19 protein-coding genes are annotated in these 18059 nt (G+C 66.5%); 6 read left to right on the forward strand and 13 right to left on the reverse strand.

From position 1 onward, the window contains the following. Positions 1–65: 65 nt before the first annotated feature. Positions 66–341: a 50S ribosomal protein L28 gene (rpmB, locus tag RM190_RS16840; protein ID WP_311760695.1), complete on the reverse strand. Its 276-nt coding sequence runs from the start codon at positions 339–341 to the stop codon at positions 66–68. A gap of 225 nt (positions 342–566) precedes the next feature. Continuing rightward, entirely contained in the window at positions 567–1544 is a 978-nt protein-coding gene (gene meaB, locus RM190_RS16845; protein WP_311760629.1) for a methylmalonyl Co-A mutase-associated GTPase MeaB, read from the reverse strand. 126 nt (positions 1545–1670) lie between these two features. Between meaB and RM190_RS16850 the strand changes: the two genes are divergently transcribed. The 3 genes from RM190_RS16850 (at position 1671) to RM190_RS16860 (ending at position 4302) form a co-directional block, all read left to right on the forward strand. Beyond that, on the forward strand, positions 1671–2063 hold the full coding sequence (locus RM190_RS16850; RefSeq protein WP_311760630.1) for a SoxS protein: 393 nt from the start codon (positions 1671–1673) through the stop codon (positions 2061–2063). A 66-nt stretch (positions 2064–2129) separates the two neighbouring features. Next, positions 2130–3422, forward strand: coding sequence for a serine--tRNA ligase (gene serS / locus RM190_RS16855; RefSeq protein WP_311760631.1), 1293 nt, complete (start codon positions 2130–2132; stop codon positions 3420–3422). Positions 3423–3489: 67 nt separating this feature from the next. Next, complete coding sequence (locus tag RM190_RS16860; protein ID WP_311760632.1) at positions 3490–4302, forward strand: hypothetical protein; 813 nt, start codon at positions 3490–3492, stop codon at positions 4300–4302. 6 nt (positions 4303–4308) lie between these two features. On the opposite strand, the gene der is transcribed toward RM190_RS16860, so the two are convergent. The 11 genes from der to RM190_RS16915 form a co-directional block, all read right to left on the reverse strand. After that, positions 4309–5781 carry a ribosome biogenesis GTPase Der gene (der, locus tag RM190_RS16865; RefSeq protein WP_311760633.1) on the reverse strand — a complete coding sequence of 491 codons (1473 nt, stop codon included), beginning with the start codon at positions 5779–5781 and terminating at the stop codon, positions 4309–4311. Next, a complete protein-coding gene (locus tag RM190_RS16870; RefSeq protein WP_311760634.1) occupies positions 5778–7100 on the reverse strand; it encodes a PQQ-binding-like beta-propeller repeat protein in 1323 nt (440 codons plus the stop codon). The genes der and RM190_RS16870 overlap by 4 nt, the downstream gene beginning before the upstream one ends. Positions 7101–7179: 79 nt before the next feature. Beyond that, entirely contained in the window at positions 7180–7875 is a 696-nt protein-coding gene (locus tag RM190_RS16875) for a tetratricopeptide repeat protein (protein ID WP_311760635.1), read from the reverse strand. A 75-nt stretch (positions 7876–7950) separates the two neighbouring features. Further along, complete coding sequence (gene rarD, locus RM190_RS16880) at positions 7951–8859, reverse strand: EamA family transporter RarD (protein ID WP_311760636.1); 909 nt, start codon at positions 8857–8859, stop codon at positions 7951–7953. 117 nt (positions 8860–8976) lie between these two features. Continuing rightward, on the reverse strand, positions 8977–9576 hold the full coding sequence (locus RM190_RS16885; RefSeq protein ID WP_311760637.1) for a superoxide dismutase: 600 nt from the start codon (positions 9574–9576) through the stop codon (positions 8977–8979). 123 nt (positions 9577–9699) lie between these two features. Further along, the gene (locus RM190_RS16890) at positions 9700–10152 is read right to left on the reverse strand and encodes a hypothetical protein (protein ID WP_311760638.1); all 453 of its coding nucleotides are present in this window, start codon (positions 10150–10152) and stop codon (positions 9700–9702) included. A 69-nt stretch (positions 10153–10221) separates the two neighbouring features. Further along, complete coding sequence (locus RM190_RS16895; RefSeq protein ID WP_311760639.1) at positions 10222–10740, reverse strand: sarcosine oxidase subunit gamma; 519 nt, start codon at positions 10738–10740, stop codon at positions 10222–10224. Continuing rightward, positions 10733–13663, reverse strand: coding sequence for a sarcosine oxidase subunit alpha family protein (locus RM190_RS16900; protein WP_311760640.1), 2931 nt, complete (start codon positions 13661–13663; stop codon positions 10733–10735). Before RM190_RS16900 ends, RM190_RS16895 begins: the two co-directional genes overlap by 8 nt. Further along, entirely contained in the window at positions 13660–14028 is a 369-nt protein-coding gene (locus RM190_RS16905; RefSeq protein WP_311760641.1) for a sarcosine oxidase subunit delta, read from the reverse strand. The genes RM190_RS16900 and RM190_RS16905 overlap by 4 nt, the downstream gene beginning before the upstream one ends. Positions 14029–14284: 256 nt before the next feature. Beyond that, on the reverse strand, positions 14285–14569 hold the full coding sequence (locus RM190_RS16910; RefSeq protein WP_311760642.1) for a hypothetical protein: 285 nt from the start codon (positions 14567–14569) through the stop codon (positions 14285–14287). 154 nt (positions 14570–14723) lie between these two features. Beyond that, positions 14724–15998 (reverse strand): sarcosine oxidase subunit beta family protein, encoded by a 1275-nt coding sequence (locus RM190_RS16915; protein WP_311760643.1) that lies wholly within the window; start codon positions 15996–15998, stop codon positions 14724–14726. 205 nt (positions 15999–16203) lie between these two features. On the opposite strand from RM190_RS16915, the gene ccmI reads away from it, so the two are divergent. Genes ccmI through RM190_RS16930 form a run of 3 tightly spaced genes read left to right on the forward strand, consistent with a single transcriptional unit; the run spans position 16204 to position 18058 of the window. Next, positions 16204–17418, forward strand: coding sequence for a c-type cytochrome biogenesis protein CcmI (gene ccmI / locus RM190_RS16920; RefSeq protein ID WP_311760644.1), 1215 nt, complete (start codon positions 16204–16206; stop codon positions 17416–17418). After that, positions 17415–17882 carry a Holliday junction resolvase RuvX gene (gene ruvX, locus RM190_RS16925; protein WP_311760645.1) on the forward strand — a complete coding sequence of 156 codons (468 nt, stop codon included), beginning with the start codon at positions 17415–17417 and terminating at the stop codon, positions 17880–17882. The genes ccmI and ruvX overlap by 4 nt, the downstream gene beginning before the upstream one ends. Continuing rightward, the gene (locus RM190_RS16930; RefSeq protein WP_311760646.1) at positions 17879–18058 is read left to right on the forward strand and encodes a DUF1289 domain-containing protein; all 180 of its coding nucleotides are present in this window, start codon (positions 17879–17881) and stop codon (positions 18056–18058) included. The genes ruvX and RM190_RS16930 overlap by 4 nt, the downstream gene beginning before the upstream one ends. Position 18059: the final 1 nt, after the last annotated feature.

Here is an 18059-nt window from a genome sequence, read left to right on the forward strand (position 1 = left end):
GCGGGGCATGGGTCGTCACCTCCGGCGGTCGCGAATCGGTCGACTACCGGAAGAAACCTTGCAGATCAGGCTTTGGCCAGCTCGCGCTTGATTTTCAGCGCGCGGTCCGAAAGCTCTTCGTCGCGGGATTTGGCGAGGAAGGCGTCCAGGCCACCGCGGTGATCGACCGAGCGCAGGGCAGCAGCCGAGATGCGCAGCTGGTAGCTGCGGCCGAGTTTGTCCGAGATCAGCGAGACCTCGTTCAGGTTCGGCAGAAACCGACGGCGGGTCTTGTTGTTGGCGTGGGAGACGTTGTTGCCGCTCATCGGGCCCTTGCCGGTCAGTTCGCAAACGCGCGACATGATCTTGTTCCTTCGATTCGTGTGAGCGGTTGCCCGCAATATGAAAGGGCGCCGCGTGGCAGCGCCCGGAAATCTGTCTGCGGGGAAATACGGGTTGAGCGGCCCCGCGTCAAGCCTTTTCACCAGCGTTTCCTGCCACTCTTGCGGCATCGGCCATGACGTCGCGGCGAATCCGGCGCATTTTTCGCGGATCGTCGCCATGCCCGGTGCTGGCGTTTCACGGTGTCAGGCGAAGCGATTCGCGCTCCGAAGCTGCTCAAGCACCCATGTCGCGGCGCGATCGGGATCAAGCTGGCCCTGGGCCACGTCATCGCCCGTCTTGCGCAGGATGGCAATGATGTCGGGGCGTTCAAGCTGCGCAAGCAGGCCGGCGCGGATCTCGGCGTGAAACCACTGCCGCGCCTGTTCGGCCCGGCGCGCGTCGAAATGCCCGCTTTGCCGCCGCCAGTCGGACAGGTGGCGCATATGGCCCCAGGCCTCGGTCAGCCCTTCTCCGGTCAGGGCCGAGACCGGCAGCGCAAGGGGATACCCCTCGGGGTCCTGCGGGCGATGGCGCAGCAGGCGCAACGCACCGGCGTAGTCGGATACCGTCCGCAGGGCCGTCGCGCGCAGGTCGCCATCGGCCTTGTTGACCAGCACCAGATCCGCGATCTCCATGATGCCGCGCTTGACGCCCTGCAACTCATCCCCGCCCGCGGGTGCAAGCAGCAGGACGAACAAGTCCGACATCTCGGCCACCAGCGTTTCCGACTGGCCGACACCCACCGTCTCGATCAGGACGACATCGAATCCCGCCGCCTCGCACAGGCGGACCGTGGCGCGGGTCCGGCGCGCAACGCCGCCCAGTTCCGCGCGCGAGGGCGAGGGACGGATGAAGGCCAGCGGGTCTCGGGTCAGCGTCTCCATCCGTGTCTTGTCGCCCAGGATCGAGCCGCCCGATCGCGCCGAGCTGGGATCGACAGCCAGAACGGCAACCTTCAGTCCCTGCCCGGTCAGCATCTTGCCGAAGGTTTCGATGAAGCTGGACTTGCCGACACCCGGCGTCCCCGACAGCCCGATGCGCAGGGCCTGACGCTGCGGCAGTTCCGCCAGAAGCTGGACCGAACGGGCGCGGTGGTCGGCACGGGTGCTTTCGATCAGCGTGATCGCGCGGGACAGGGCGCGGCGGTCGCCCCGCAGCAGGGGATCGGTCAGTTCGTCCATTCAAGCCTCGGGCGCTGTGGCGAAAGCGATGCGGGAATGCCTGCCCGCCCTTTCGGGATATGGGCAGTCGAAAGCCATGTAAACGCTACGCTTGTCGGAGGCGGTCCTGCGCACTAGGTTTCCGCCATGAAACCGGATCCCAGCAAACCCAGCCGGCGCAGCATCATCGGCCTTGCCCTGGGCGCCAGCCTTGTCGCGCGCCAGGCCCTTGCAGGTCAGGCCGACCTGCGGCTTTTGATGGTGCGCCGCAAGGGCTGCGTCTATTGCGCGCAATGGGACAAGGAGATCGCGCCCGTCTATGCCCGCCACCCCGAAGGCCGGGCCGCCCCCCTGTTGATGGTCGATGTCGACGGCCCCTTTCCGGACGGACTGGCGCTGGCGCGGATGCCCTGGCTGACGCCGGGCTTCATCCTGCTTCTGGGCGGGCAGGAAGTCACCCGTTTCGAGGGCTATCCCGGTGCCGACAAGTTCTTTCCCGTCCTCCATGACATGATCGCCGAGGCGCGCCGCTGGGGCTGAAGGCTTCCGCCCGGCCCATGCTTGCGCTATTGCATCCCGGTACACCATCCGAGGAACGGGCCAGACATGCACGACATCCGCGCCATTCGCGAAAACCCCGCAGCCTTTGACGCAGCCCTGAGCCTGCGCAACCTGTCGCCGGTTTCGTCCGAAATCCTGTCGCTGGATGCCGATCGCCGTTCCCGCATCAGCGCCGCCGAGGCCGCGCAGGCCGAACAGAACCGCGCCAGCAAGGAAGCCGGGGCCGCGAAGGGCCGCGGCGATGACGCCGAGTTCGACCGCCTGCGTGCCCTTGTCGCCGCGAAGAAGGAAGAAACCGCACGCCTTCAGGCCGATGCGACGGCGCTGGATGCGCGCCTGCGCGAATTGCTGCTGGGCATTCCGAACCTTCCGGTCGAGAGTGTTCCCCCCGGCAAGGATGAGGCCGACAATGTCGAAATCCGCCGCTGGGGAGATCCGCGCAATTTCGAGTTCACCCCGCGTGAGCATTTCGAGATCGAGGGCGTCAAGCCCGGCATGGATTTCGAAACCGCGGCCAAGCTGTCCGGCTCGCGCTTCGTGGTGCTGCAGCAGGGCGTCGCGCGCATCCACCGCGCGCTGGCCCAGTTCATGATCGACCTGCATTCGGAAGAACATGGCCTGACCGAAACATGGACCCCGGTCCTCGTGCTGTCCGAGATGATGGAGGGCACCGGCCAGCTGCCGAAGTTTGGCGAGGACAGCTATCAGACGCGCGAGGGTTACTGGCTGATCCCGACCTCGGAAGTCACGCTGACTAACACCGTCCATGGCGATCTGGTCGAACACGCGACCCTGCCCCGCCGCATGGTCGCGCACAGCCAGTGCTTCCGTTCAGAAGCGGGCAGTGCCGGGCGCGACACCGCCGGGATGCTGCGCCAACACCAGTTCGAGAAGGTCGAGATGGTCTCGATCACCGATCCCGAAAACGGGCTGGCAGAACATGCCCGCATGACCGGCTGTGCGCAGGCGGTTCTGGAACGTCTTGGCCTGCCCTATCGCACCATGGTGCTGTGCGGCGGCGACATGGGTTTCGGCGCGCGTATCACCCATGACCTTGAAGTCTGGCTGCCCGGTCAGGGCAAGTATCGCGAGATTTCCTCGGTCAGCTATTGCGGCGACTTTCAGGCGCGACGTATGAACGCCCGCTATCGCCCGGAAGGTGGCGGAAAGCCGGAATTCGTCCATACGCTGAACGGATCAGGTCTTGCCGTGGGCCGCACTCTGATCGCGGTGCTGGAAAACGGCCAGCAGGAAGATGGCTCGGTCGAGTTGCCCGCGGCGCTGCACCCCTATCTGGGCGGCAAGACACGGCTGGGTTCGGACGGGCGACTGGCCTGATCCTGCCTGCCCGGCAATAATTCGCGCCGGGCAGGAAACCGCGCCACGAGGCCGCGCGTTCGGCGGCATGAGGAAAGCCGGCGCAATCCTGCTGATTATTGCAAGCCTGGCTTTCGTGGCCAGCGGGCTTGGCTATGCGCTGCAGCCTGTCAGCCCGCCCGTTGCGGCCGCCCTTCCCAGCCCCCTTCGGTCCGATGCGGGGCTGGATGAATTGCTGGAGCCGACCGCCGCGGCACCCGATCTGGCCACGCAGCTGCTGCGCCCGCGAATCCCGGCGATGGCGGCACTTCTGACGATCAGTTGGCTTGCCGTGCTTTATCATGCCTTCAGCCAGCTTGGGTGGCGTCCTTGGGGCACCCGCGCGGTCGAAGACGATGACGACCCCCCTCTGCCCCCCGCGGACGGCAAACAGGCCGAACATGGGCTGTTGGTCATCGGGCTTGTCGCAGGCGCCGTCTGGCCCTGGCTTCTGGCGGAACAACCGGGCGGCGCGTTCCTGCTGGGCGCGCTGATGGTCGCGGGGATCCTGGGCGAAGCTCTGGGCGGCGCGTATGCCGGGGCCGAGCCCAGCAACAGCACCTCGCTGAGTTTTGTCGCCGGATGGGCCACAATGGCGGGCTGCGCGCTTTTTGCGACCCTGCTGCAAACCCAGCTTGGCGCTCCGCCCCACGTGGCCGCGGTGCTGGGCATCACCATCGCGGCACTCGCGACGGTCAGCATCCAGCTGCGGCTGGGGCGGACGATCAGCTATGGCATCGCGGTGATCTGGGGAATGATCGGCCTGGCGGCCGGATCGGTCGCGACCCAGGCCGCCCTGTCGATGATGGCCGTCCTGGGGATCGCCATCATCGCCGTGGCGATGGTCCGGGTCACGACCTGAAGGGAATCAGGTGCCCTTGGGCTTCTGCCGGACCTTGTGCTTGGACAGCGCGCCCGACTGATTGATCTTGTTCGCCTTGTCCCGATAGGGGTTCTTCGTTCCCTGATCGCGGAAGGTCAGGCGGATCGGCGTGCCCGGCATGTCGAAATCCGCCCTGAGGCCGTTGACCAGATAGCGCTGGTAGCTGTCGGGCAGCTTGTCGGTATGCGTGGCCATGACGACAAAGGCCGGAGGCCGCGTCTTGATCTGCGTCATATAGCGCAGACGGATGCGGCGGCCACCCGGCGCGGGCGGCGGATGGGCCTCGGTCATCGCCGACAACCACTGGTTCAGGCGGGCGGTCGGCACCCGGCGGTTCCAGACCTCATGCGCCTTCAGGATCGCGTTGTGCAGGCGGTCCAGCCCCTTGCCCGTCCGGGCCGAGACGGTGACCAGTGGCGCACCTTTCAGCTGCGGCAGCAGGCGTTCGAACGCCTCGCGCAGTTCATTCAGCTTTTGCGGCTTTTCTTCCTCGAGATCCCACTTGTTCGCCGCGATGACGACGGCGCGGCCCTCGGTCTCGGCGAAATCGGCGATGCGCAGGTCCTGCTGCTCGAACGGGATGCCCACGTCCAGAAGAACCACCACGACCTCGGCGAAGCGAACGGCACGCAGGCCGTCGGCGACCGACAGCTTTTCGACCTTGTCGGTCACGCGCGCCTTCTTGCGCATCCCGGCAGTGTCGAAGATGCGGATCGGGGTGCCCATGAAGTCGGTACTGACGCTGATCGAATCGCGGGTGATCCCCGCCTCTGGCCCGGTCAGAAGCCGATCCTCTCCCAGGATCTTGTTGATGAGGGTCGATTTCCCGGCATTCGGCCGGCCGATCACGGCGACCTGCAGGGGCTTTGCAGCACTTGGCCGCCAATCCTCGGCCTCGTCATCGTCGTCTTCGGACACGTCGACATCGGTTTCGGGGGCCTGTTGGATATTCTGGGCCTCGAACACCTCGGCCAAAGGCAGCAGCGCGCGATACAGGTCGTCCATGCCCTCGCCATGTTCGGCGGACAGGCGCAAAGGCTCACCCAGACCCAGGGCATAGGCCTCCATCGCGCCGGATTCGCCGGCGCGACCCTCGGCCTTGTTGGCGGCAAGGATCACATGCTTGGCCCGCTTGCGCAGGATCTCGGCGAAATATTCGTCCGCCGCAGTCACGCCGACGCGGGCGTCGATCACGAACAGGCAGACATCGGCCTCGTCCACGGCGCGCTCGGTCAGGCGGCGCATCCGGCCCTGAAGGCTGTCATCCTCGGCAATCTCAAGCCCTGCCGAGTCGACAACGATAAAGCGCAGGTCGCCCAGCCTGCCCTGCCCCTCGCGCAGATCGCGGGTCACGCCGGGCTGGTCATCGACCAGCGCCAGCCGTTTCCCGACGAGTCGGTTGAAAAGCGTGGACTTGCCGACATTCGGACGCCCGACGATGGCGAGGGTAAAGCTCATCTGTATGCAATCAACTGGCCGTCATTGCTGACGACGTAAAGGGTCTGGCCTGCGACAGCCGGTGCCGCCGCGGCGCCGCCCGGTATCTCGGACTGGCCGATCAGGGCACCCGTGGCAGGATCGAAGACGCGCAGATATCCGTCCGAGCCGGCAAGGTAAAGGCGATTCCCTGCCAGGACCGGTCCATAGTGATTCCACACCTTATCCTGCTTGCGCACGATCTGCTTGGTGAAATAGGGCAGCTTCTGCGCCCAGACCCTTCCGCCATTCGCGATGTCCAGCCGCAGAAGCTGCGCCTGGTCGTTCACCAGGAAGATCGAGTTGCCCGCGACGAGCACCGGGCTTGACGCGCCTTCCGGGGCTTCCCATTTGGCGACGCCAGTTGCCAGGTCATAGGCGCCGACCCGGCCCGAGCTGGTCCCGGCAAAGACCGTATTCCCCGAGATGACCGGATCGCCCGTCATGTCGCGGAACAGCGTGATCGCGCGGCCAAGGCGCGAGCCGCCGACATTCGCCGCCCAGGTCTGGCTGCCATTGCTGGCATCGACGCCGATCAGCTGGCCCGTTGCATAAGGGAAGACCACCGTTCCGCCCGAGACCGCGGGCGAACCCCCGCCCATGACCCCGGCCATCGCGTCATTGCCCGCCACACGCCACAGCACCCGGCCATCGCTCGCGCGGACCGCCCAGCCCGAGGCATCGCGCCCGACGACATAGACGACGCCATTGGCCACGGTCGGCGCGCCACTGATCGGGGCATCGACGCGCTGGCGCCACAGGATACCGCCGCTGCGCGCATCCAGCGCCACAAGCTCGCCATAGCCGGTGGTAACAAAGACCCGCCCGCCGTCATAAGCGACGCCGCCGCCGGAAACGCTGACATCGCTTTCCGCCGCCGGACGCAGGTTCGAAGTCCAGGCACGGCCGCCGCCCGTGGTGGTCGCGGTGACGCTGGACTGGCTGTCCAGGGTAAAGACCAGCCCGCCCGCGACGACCGGATCGGCGACGATGCGGTGGCGACGGTCCGACGGTGCGCCGATGGGAGACTGCCAGACCCGCGTGGTCCCGGCCCCCAGCGCCATATTGCCCGAGGCATGGGTGGCGCTGCCCGCGCGCTGCGGCCAGTCGGAATTGCCGCGCACCGGCGGCAGGGACAGCGCAGAGGTGGTCGGACCGGGATTGCCCACGACGGCGGGGCCGTCGGGCGACAGCACCGCGCGCGGGTCCAGCCGCTCGCCCGGAAGGGCCTGGTCCCGCGGGGTGCAAGCCGTCAGGGCCGTCAGCCCCGCCAAAGCGGCGATCAGGGGCAACCTTGTCATCGCTGTCTCCTCATTGCGGCGATTCCGCCACGTCCTGGTCTTGGTCTTCACTAGGTTCACGTCCCGGCAGGATGCCGGATCATTCGGAAGGCGCGATGGGCATGGTCTGCGGACCCGGACCCTGCGCATCCTCGGGGTCGGCGCCCAGGGTGATCATCATCTCGGCCAGGCGTCGCCGCAAGGCTTCGGACAGCCCGTCCTTTTGCTGGATCTGGCGGATCAGCATCGTCGCATCCTCGCTGCGGCCGGCGCCGATCAGGGCCACGGCCTTCTGCTCCAACGCCAGCAGTTCGTAAGGCGCGCCGGGCTTGGAGAGTTGCGACAGGATGCCATCCCGCTTGGCCGCATCCATCGTCGGTCCCGCCAGCATCACCGCCTTCAGCAGCGCAAGGTCGTGCAGCAAGGGATCCTGGGGATTCGCCTCGGCCGCGGCCAGAAGCCGCTCGGACGCCTTGTCGGCCTGACCCGCCTCGGCCTCGGCACCTGCCGCCAGCATCTCGGACAGGAGCTTGCGACCACCCGAACCCTTGGCGTCGATGGCGGCAAGGGCCGTGGCGCGATCGGGCGAATCCTGGGCCGCCAGGACGGCATCGCCCCAGGCGCGCGCGCTTTTTTCAGCCTGACCCGAGGAATACTCCCGCCATGCCGATCCGGCGACCAGCACCAGGATCAGCGCGATCGCGATCCAGCCGAAACGGCGGAATGCCGTGAAAAGGCGGTCGCGGCGCAGGTCGTCGGTGACCTCGTCGATAAAGCTGTCGTTCTGATTGGCCATGTCGCCCCCGGTATGCTTTCGCGCTGTTTTATACGGGCTTGCGCGCGTTTGCCAATGCCGAGGCGCGGATGGCGTTCACGTCCGGCGGCGCAGTGCCGCAGGAACAAGCCCCAGCGCCGAGGCGGAATAGATCGCAAGCGCGGTCCAGATCATCGTGAAAGCGATCATGTGCCAGCCGGTGAAGGTCTCGCCAAAGATGGCGACCGCGCAAAAGAATTGCAGGGTGGGATTCAGGTATTGCATCAACCCGACCGTCGCCATTCCGATCCGACGGGTGGCATAGCTGAAGAGGATCAGCGGAACCGCGGTGACGACGCCGGAAAAGACCAGCAGCAGGGTCTCTCCAAGGTGGGTGCCGAAGCTGACGGGTTGCAGCAGCGCCGCGGGCATCAGGCCGGTCGCCTGCAGGATCAGCCACAGCGCGGCCAGCGGCGTCAGGATCGCCACCTCGCAGGCCACGGACAGGACCGGGCCCATCGGCAGTGCCTTCTTCGCGACACCGTAAAGCCCGAAGCTGATGGCCAGTCCGATGCTGATCCAGGGCGCGACGCCAAGTCCCCAGGTCAGGATCAGCACCGCCAGCGCCGCAAGCGCGACGGCCACGCCCTGGGTCACGGTCAGCCGTTCCTTGAACAGGACAATGCCCATCACCACCGCGACAAGCGGAAAGATGTAATAGCCCAGCGAGCTTTGCACGACATGCCCCGCCTGCACAGCCCAGATGAACAGCCCCCAGTTGGCGGAAATAGTGACAGCCGCAAAGACCAGCCGCCAGAAATAGGGTCCGGTCAGCGCCACGCGGAATTCGGAAAGGCGGCCCTGATAGCCCAGGATTCCCAGGAACAGCACCAGCGACCACAGGGTGCGGTGGGCCAGCACCTCGGCCACGGGAACAGCGGCCAGCGTGTGATAGAACAGCGGCGACAGCCCCCAGATCAGGCAGACCCCGACCATGGCGATAAGTCCCTTGGCCTGTTCGCTCATCTTCCGGTCTCCATTCGCGCGCGCGATCAGGACATGAACCCGTCGCAGGGCAAGGACAAGGGCGAAACGCAAAAGGCCCGCCGGTCTGGCGGGCCCCTGTCTCGGGTGCTGCGGGGATCAGAGGCGCGAGGCCACGTTTTCCCAGTTCACCAGCTTGTCGAGGAAGTTTTCCAGGTATTTCGGGCGCGCATTGCGGAAGTCGATATAGTAGCTGTGCTCCCACACGTCGCAGCCCAGCAGCGCGGTCTGGCCGAAGCAAAGCGGGTTCACGCCGTTTTCGGTCTTGGTGACCTTCAGCGAACCATCCGCATCCTTCACCAGCCAGGCCCAGCCCGACCCGAACTGGCCGACGCCAGCTTCCGAGAACTTCTTCTTGAAGTCCGCGACCGAACCGAAGGACTCGGTCAGGGCCTTTTCCAGATCGCCCGGAATGGCACCCGAATTCGGACCCATCATTTCCCAGAACTGGGCGTGGTTCCAATGCTGGCTGGCATTGTTGAAGATACCGTTCTGCGCGACTGCGCCGGACTGGTAGGTGCCCTTGACGATGTCTTCAAGGCTCTTGCCTTCCCACTCGGTGCCCGAAACCAGCTCGTTGAGCTTGTCGACATAGGCCTTGTGGTGCTTGTCGTGGTGAAACTCGAGCGTTTCTTTCGACATGCCGCCCGCCGCAAGCGCGTCGTGGGCATAGGGAAGATCGGGAAGCGTGAAGGCCATTTTCGATTTCCTTTCCAGAGGTTCGGAACAGGTTTCTGACACAGCTGGGGCGCGGGGAAAAGCCCCGTCGCGCGGCCTGTCGTCAGGCGGGGCAACGCATGACCCGCAGCGCGGGTTCCGCCCCTATTCCTGCGGCGAAGCGCAATGGCCGTGCCCCTGCATGACGTTCTGATAACCCTGCGCGCTGACCGCCATGCTGGCGCTGCCATCGGACTTACCGACCGTCAGGCGAAAATCCAGCCGATCGGCATATTGCCCCGAATGGTTGCGCACGCGGGCCAGCGCCCAGCCATAGGTGCGGCTGCGGCCATCGTCCGCCGTGACCACCGCCCGGATCGGGCGATGGACAAGATCCTTCAGAATCGGGTCGAACACCTCGATCCGGCCCGCATTCGCGCCGGTCGAGGGGCGGGTGAACATCAGGAACTCTGGCACCCAGCCGGTGCCGCTTTCGTCGACCAGCTCGCACATCATCACCCGCAGCGGCGGGCGCGGTGGCGGCGTCTGCGACAGGGCCGGAAAGGCAATGTTCAGGGCAAGGGCAAGAAGCGGCAGGACATGTTTCAGACGGCGCATCGGCAGACCCTGGAATGTGATCCCCCTATCCATAGACCGCTGGCGCGCCGTCACAAGTGCGAAGACGCCTCAGCGCGGATCAAGCGCGGTGCCCGAGCGCGCCGCCCCGGCAAGGATCCCGTGCAGATAATCCGCAACTGAGCGGAAACCGACCAGCGCGAATCCTTCGCCTTCGCGCCAGATGCCGCAGGCGACCTGCGCGGCACGGGTGCGGCGCATCCCGTTTTCCGGCATGGCAGCGATCTCGGTCGGGCAAAGCTTCATCAGCACCTGCTCGGCGCGCGAACCGCTGATCGCAAAGGCGACGCGCATGTCGCTGACGTCAAGGATCAGCGCATGTTCGTCCGCGACCGCTCCGGTCAGCGCCGCGACCGCCTGGGTGGTTTCCGCAGCGGGCAGGACCAGCAGCAACTCGTCGGGGGACATCCAGCACAGCCGGCGCGTTCCCTTGGCGCTGGCCGTGCCGGAGGCGGGCAGCGGCAGGCCCGCGGCCTTGGCCAGCGCCTTGCCCAGCCGCTTCTGGTCGGCGCGGATCTGGATCATGCCCAGGCCGGTGATCTCGGTGATGTCCGCCAATGCGTCAGCCATTCGCGCGGCTCCCTTCCTTGTCGTAGAAGACCGGATCGACGATCCGCGCCTTGAAGCTTTCCTGCCCGGCGACCGGGAATTCCAGCACCTCGCCCATGCGGTCCGGGCCATGCCGGACCAGTCCCATTGCGATCGGCCGATCCAGCGTCGGCGAGACATAGGTCGAAGTGACGCGGCCCTGCACATTGCGCTGGCCGTTCGCATTGACGCCTTCGGCCACGGCATAGACCCCATCGGGCAACATCCGGCCATCGACGCTTTCCAGCCCGACCAGCTTCCAGCGGTCGGCCGAGGCCATGAAGCTGCGTTCCTGCGCCCGCTTGCCGATATAGTCGTCCTTTTTCTTGCTGATCGCCCAGCCCAGCCCCAGATCCTGCGGGATCACGGTGCCGTCGGTTTCGTCCCCGATCATGATGAAGCCCTTTTCGGCGCGCATGACATGCATCGCCTCGGTCCCATAGGGGGTGATCCCCATGTCGGCCCCGGCGGCATGCAGCTTTTCCCAAAGCTCCAGCCCCCGCTTGGCCGGCACCGCGACTTCAAAGGACAGCTCGCCCGAGAAGCTGATGCGATAGACGCGCGCGGGGATGCCCGCGATCTCACCCTCGGCCCAACCCATGAAGGGCAGCGCCTCGGCCGACAGGTCCATGCCACCCAACCGCTCCAGCAGGGTGCGCGCCTGCGGACCGACCACGGCGACCTGGGCCCATTGCTCGGTCACGTTGGCGGCATAGACCTTCCAGTCCCACCACTCGCATTGCAGCCAGTCTTCCATATGGGCGTGCATCCGGTCCGCGCCGCCGGTTGTCGTATGGACCAGCCAGCTGTCGTCGGACAGGCGCGCGACCACGCCATCGTCGACAAGGAAGCCGTTCTCGTTGCAGATCAGGCCATAGCGGCACTTGCCCACCGGCAGGGTCGACATCATGCCCGTGTAGATCATGTCAAGGAAGCGCCCGGCATCCGGCCCCTTCACGACGATCTTGCCCAGGGTCGAGGCGTCAAGCGTTCCGACCCCGGCCCGCACCGCGCGCACTTCGCGTGCCACGGCCTCGGCATGGCTTTCGCCCGATTTGGGGTAGCAATAGGGCCGCCGCCAATGGCCGACCGGCTCCCAATGTGCGCCGCGCGCCTCGTGCCAGCCATGCATCGGCGTCTTGCGCAGCGGCTGGAACAGATCGCCCCGCCCCTCGGCCGCGATGGTGCCAAGGGTCAATGGCGTATAGGGCGGGCGGAATGTCGTCGTCCCGGTGGCCGGGATCGGCTGCTTCAACGCCGCCGACAGCACCGCGAGGCCGTTGATATTGCTGACCTTGCCCTGATCGGTCGCCATGCCCAGCGTGGTATAGCGCTTGGTATGCTCGACGCTTTCATAACCTTCCTGCGCAGCCAGTTCGACGTCCGAGACCTTCACGTCGTTCTGGAAATCCAGCCACATCTTGAACTTCATCTTGCGGGTGGCGTTCACCGGCATGACCCAGACTGGCATCAGGGGCCGTTCTTCCGCCGCGCCGGTGGCGGCCGCGACGCGCAGGTCGCCTGCTGCCGCCCCGACCGGGCTGGCCATCGCCTTGCCATCCGCGCCGGTCGGCGGGCGGGCGGTGTCGGGGGCGAACATCGCCTGTGCATCCGACCAGTTCAGCTTGCCGCCGCAATGGCTCCACAAGTGCACGACCGGAGACCAGCCGCCAGACATGGCGACACAATCCGCCGCGATCACCTCGGACACCTGACCCGACCCGGCATGAGAGCAGATCTTGACCGCCTCGACCGCGTGGCCGCCCTTGATCCCGGCAATGGCGCTGGCCGCCAGAATGCGGATGCCACGGGCCCGCGCCGCGGCAGGCAGCGCGCCGACCGGATCGGGGCGCGTGTCGATCACGGCAGGAACCTCAAGCCCCGCATCCAGCGCGGCCAGTGCGGTGCGATAGGCGTCGTCGTTATTCGTCACCACCAGGATCCGCCGCCCCGGCGCCACGCCGTAGTCGACGATGAAATCGCGCGCGGCCGAAGCCAGTATCACGCCGGGAACGTCGTTGCCGGCAAAGCTCAGCGGACGCTCCAGCGCGCCGGTCGCGACGATCACGTGACCCGCACGGATGCGCCACAAGCGCTGGCGCGGCAGTCCGGCATTCGGATCGTGATCCGCCAGCGCCTCGCGCGCGATCAGATAGCCGTGGTCGTATAGCCCGGTCGCCATCGTCCCACGGCGCAGGGTGACGTTCGGCAGCATGCGCAGTTCCGACAGCAGTGCATCGACGCGGGATTGCCCGTCCGCGTGATCGGTCGGCGTGCGCCCGCCCCATTGCGGGTTCTGTTCAAGCACGATCACCGACTTGCCCTGCCCCGCGGCATCGCGCGCCGCGCTCAGCCCGGCGATCCCGCCCCCGACGACCACCAGGTCGGCATGGGCATAGGCCTGTTCGTAGGTGTCCGGATCGGCCTCGGTCGGGGCCTTGCCCAGACCGGCCGAGCGGCGGATCACCGGCTCGAACACATGCTTCCAGAACGGGCGCGGATGGATGAAGGTCTTGTAATAGAAGCCCGCCGGGAAAAAGCGGTACATCCAGCTGTTCACCGCACCGATATCGACGTTCAGGGTCGGCCAGCTGTTCTGGCTGGTCGTGACCATGCCACCGACCAGCGCGGTCGTGGTCGCGCGCTGGTTCGGCTCGAACCGGCCACCTTGTCCCAGACCCAGCAGTGCGTTCGGCTCTTCGACGCCGGATGCCATCGGACCGCGCGGGCGGTGATACTTGAAGGAACGCCCCATCATCAGCTGGCCATTGGCCAGCAAGGCCGAAGCGATCGTGTCCCCGCGCAGGCCGAGCAGCTGGCGGCCGTCGAAGCGGAAGGGCAGCGGATAGGCGCGGTCGATCAGGCGACCGCCCCGGTTCAGGCGGAAGGGTCCGTTGTCGCTCATTCGGTCAGGCTTTCGACAGGCGAGGTTTCGGTCTTGGGGCTGGTCCAGTCGGGCATCCAGCCCGGTCGCTTGGCGCGGATGGCGGCGACGATCTCGTCCGTGGGATGAGAAGTTTGCGCCTTGTAGGTGCCAAAGACTTCAAGCGTGACGGTATCGCGTGCCGCCAGGAACCACTTCCCACACCCATAGGCATGGCGCCAGCGTTCGAAATGCACGCCCCTGGGGTTCTTCCGCGCGAACAGATAGGCCTCGAAATCGGCATCGGTCGAGCCGGGCCCGAAGCGTTTCAGATGCGCCTCGCCACCCGGATGAAGTTCCGTTTCCTCGGCGGCGATGCCGCAATAGGGACAGGTCAGGGTCAGCATCAGTCACTCCTTGTGCGGCAGGGCGCGCGCAGCAGAACGCGCCCGCCGGTTGGGGCGGACGCGAAGCATGTCATGGATCAGGAAATTTTCGCGGGCCCGAATCAAAAGCCCAGCGCCCGCGAAAAGCGGGGCGAAGGATTCGGCGCAAGGCGCGCGCAATATCGCGTCACGACCCTTGCACAAGATTGATCCGAGGGACGCAAGCGCCCCCCGGATCGCGATCGGACGGGCGGCCTTGGCCGCCGTCAGGATCAGATCAGTTGGCCGGCGGCGTGGTGCCAGCGGGCGCTGGTTCGGCAGGAGCGGGTTCCGGAGCGGGCGTGGCCGGAGCAGGCGTGGCCGGGGTCGCAGGCTCGACGCTGACAGCGCCATCGGCGGGTGCTGGCGTTTCCGCTGCCGGTGCCGGGGTCGTTGCTGCGCCGGTGTCGGCCGGAGCGGTCGGCTCGGGCGTTCCGCCGGACATGTACCAGTAGATGACGGCCAGGACGACGACGATCGCGCCGATGATGAGCCACAGGTTGCTCTTGTTCTGTTCGGCCATGAAGAAAACTCCTTGGTCATGGTGACGTAACCCACCAATGCGCCAGCCGAAAAAGAGTTCCCTTGATTTCGCAGCACTTTTCGCGCGCGTGCACGATCGGCGAAGTCCCGCTTTGCCAGCCGCTCTGCCGGCAGGGCATCGCGCGCTATCGCCATCAGTGGGCGACCCCCGCCGCCACGCTTTCGTCGATGAAGCGGCCCTCGCTGAATCGGTTCAGACCGAATTCGGCGGTCAGGGGGCCGGGCGTGCCATTGGCCACCAACTCGGCCATGGCCCAGCCCGAGCCCGGAATGGCCTTGAAGCCGCCGGTGCCCCAACCGCAATTGACGAAGATGTTGCCGACCGGGGTCGTCGACAGGATGGGCGAGCGGTCGCCAGTCATGTCGACGATCCCGCCCCATTGGCGCAGCATCTTCAGCCGCGACAGCATCGGGAAGGTCTCGATCAGCGCGCGGACGGTTTCCTCGACATGCTGCCACGAGCCGCGCTGGGAATAGTTGTTGAACCCGTCGGTGCCGCCGCCGATCACCATCTCGCCCTTGTCGGATTGCGACAGGTAGCCGTGGACCGTGTTCGCCATGATGACCAGATCGCAGCAGGGTTTGATCGGCTCGCTGACCAACGCCTGCAGGGCCATCGACTCGATCGGCAGGCGGAACCCCGCCTTCTCGGCCAGGACCGAGGAGTGGCCGGCCACCACAAGCGCCAGCTTGTCGCATTCGATCCGGCCCTTGCCGGTATTCACCGCGCGGACCGCTCCGCCTGCCGTCTCGATCCCGGTGACTTCGCAATTCTGGATGATGTGCATGCCCATGGCCGAACAGGCCCGCGCATAACCCCAGGCCACCGCGTCGTGCCGCGCCGTGCCGCCGCGCGCCTGATAAAGCCCGCCAAGAACCGGATAGCGCGGTCCGTCGATATTGATGATCGGCAGCATCTGCTTGATCTGCTCGGGCGTGACCCAGTCGGTCGAGACGCCCTGCAACTGGTTGGCATAGACGGTGCGCTTGTAGCCCCGGATCTCGTGTTCGGTCTGGGCCAGCATCAACAGGCCGCGCGGGCTGAACATGACGTTGTAGTTCAGATCCTGCGACAGGTTCTCGTAAAGCTTCAAAGCCTTGTCATAGATCGCGGCCGACGGGTCCTGCAGATAGTTCGACCGGATGATGGTCGTGTTCCGGCCGGTATTGCCGCCGCCCAGCCATCCCTTTTCGATGATCGCGACATCGGTGATGCCAAAGTTCTTGCCAAGGTAATAGGCGGTCGCCAACCCGTGCCCTCCGGCCCCGACGATGACCACCTGATATTTCTTGCGCGGCTCGGGGCTGGCCCAGGCCCGTTTCCAGCCGGTATGCAGGCGCATCGCCTCGCGCGCGATGGCAAAGACCGAATAGCGGCCGGTGCTTTTTGAGGCGGGGTTGGCAGACATGTGCGGACCTTTCGAGACTCTCATCGCGCAGAGTGAAGCCTCGGCCCCAATCCGGCAAGCGGGCTTGCGACGGGCGAATTGTCGAAATGCGTCAGGCCGGGGCGCAGATCTTCCGTCCGGACATGGCACGGCTCTTTGACTTTTGCCGCGCGCCCGAAAACGGTATGAGGCATGGGCGCCGGCTGGGCGCCGGGGAGTATATGCGATGTTCTGGATCATCTGCGCCGCCATGACGGCCATCGTGGCAATCGCCATCGCGGCACCGCTGATCCGGCGGCGGCAAGCGGGCGAGGAACCGGCAGCCGCCTATGACCTGCGCATCTATCGCGACCAGCTTCGCGATATCGAGCGAGATCTGGACCGTGGGCTGGTCGAACCGGCCGAGGCCGTTCGCCTGCGCAACGAGGTCGGGCGCAAGGTGCTTGCCGCGGACCGCGCGCTGGCACGCGAAGGCGCGGCCGGACGTGCTCCGGGCGGGCCTGTCGCGATGCTGGTGCTGGTCCTGCTGCTGGTCGGGGCGGTCCTGCTGTATCAGCGCATCGGCGCCCCCAAGATGCCGGACGAGCCGCTGGCCCAGCGGATCGCCGATGCCAATGCCTTCTACGCCAACCGTCCCAGCCAGGCCGAGGCAGAAAAGGTCGCGCCGAAGCCCGAGCGACCGACGCCCGATGCCGAATATCTGGCGTTGATCGACCAGCTGCGGGCCACCGTCGCCAAGAACGCGGACGACCAGCGCGGGCAGGAATTGCTGGCCATGCATGAAGAGCGGCTTGGCAATCTTGTCGCCGCGAAACAGGCGCAGGCCCGGCTTGTCGCGCTGAAGGGCGACGGGGCGGCGGCCGACGACCACCTGCGCCTTGCCGCGTTGACCGCCGAGGCCGCGGGCGGCTTGATCACCCGCGATGCCGAGACCGAGCTGAACGCCGCCCTGAAGCTTGAGCCCCAGAATGCGCAGGCGCGCTATATGGCGGGATTGGTCCAGATCCAGAACGGACGTCCCGACCGGGCCTTCCCGATCTGGGCCGCGCTGCTGGAGGAAGGCCATGACGCAGAGCCCTGGGCCGCGCCGCTGCGCCTGGCGATCGGCGATCTTGCGTGGTTCGCAGGGCGTCCCGACTATGTCGCGCCGGAAGGTTCGCCCATGCCGCGCCCCGACGACGCAGCGATGGCCGCGGCCGAGAACATGTCCCCCGATGAACGGCAGAAGATGATCGAGGGCATGGTCAAGGGGCTGGAAGCCCGGCTTGCGACCCAAGGCGGCACGCCCGAAGAATGGGCGCGGCTGATTTCGGCGCTTGTCGTGCTTGGGCAGAACGACCATGCGCAGGATATTCTGGGCGAGGCGCGGACGCGCTTTGCCGCAATCCCCGAAGCACTCGACGTGGTCGAGGCAGCGGGAAGGAAATCGGGGCTGAAATGATCTGCGAGACGATCGAGGAATTCACCGCGCTTCTGCCGCGCGCGGGGGCAATCGCCGGGCTGGACCTGGGCACAAAGACCATCGGCGTCGCGGTCAGCGACGGGCTGCGCGGCGTCGCCTCGCCCATCACGGTGATCCGGCGCGAGAAATTCACGCTGGACGCACAGGCGCTGCTGAAAATCGCCGCAGAACGGGCGCTGGTCGGGCTGATCCTTGGCCTGCCCCGGAACATGGATGGCAGCGAGGGACCGCGGGCGCAATCGACCCGCGCGTTTGCCCGCAATCTCGAACGGCTGACCCCCCTGCCCATCAGCTTCTGGGATGAGCGTCTGTCCACCGTCGCGGCCGAGCGCGCGCTGCTGGAGGCCGACACCTCGCGCAAGCGACGGGCCGAGGTCATCGACCAGGTTGCCGCGGGCTATATCCTGCAAGGCGCGCTGGACCGGATGCGCCACCTGGGATGAAGCCGTCGTCGCCCTGCATCGACATCTGCCAGATCGACCCCGCGACGCGGCTGTGTATCGGCTGCCTGCGCTCGATAGACGAGATCACGCGTTGGGGCGGGATGACCGAAGCGGAAAGGCTGGCCATCATGGCCAGCCTGCCCTTGCGCAAGACGGGCGCACCGCCCCGGTCCTGAG

It is taken from the genome of Paracoccus broussonetiae (genome assembly GCF_031854425.1).
In the GTDB taxonomy this organism is placed as follows: Bacteria; Pseudomonadota; Alphaproteobacteria; order Rhodobacterales; family Rhodobacteraceae; genus Paracoccus; species Paracoccus broussonetiae.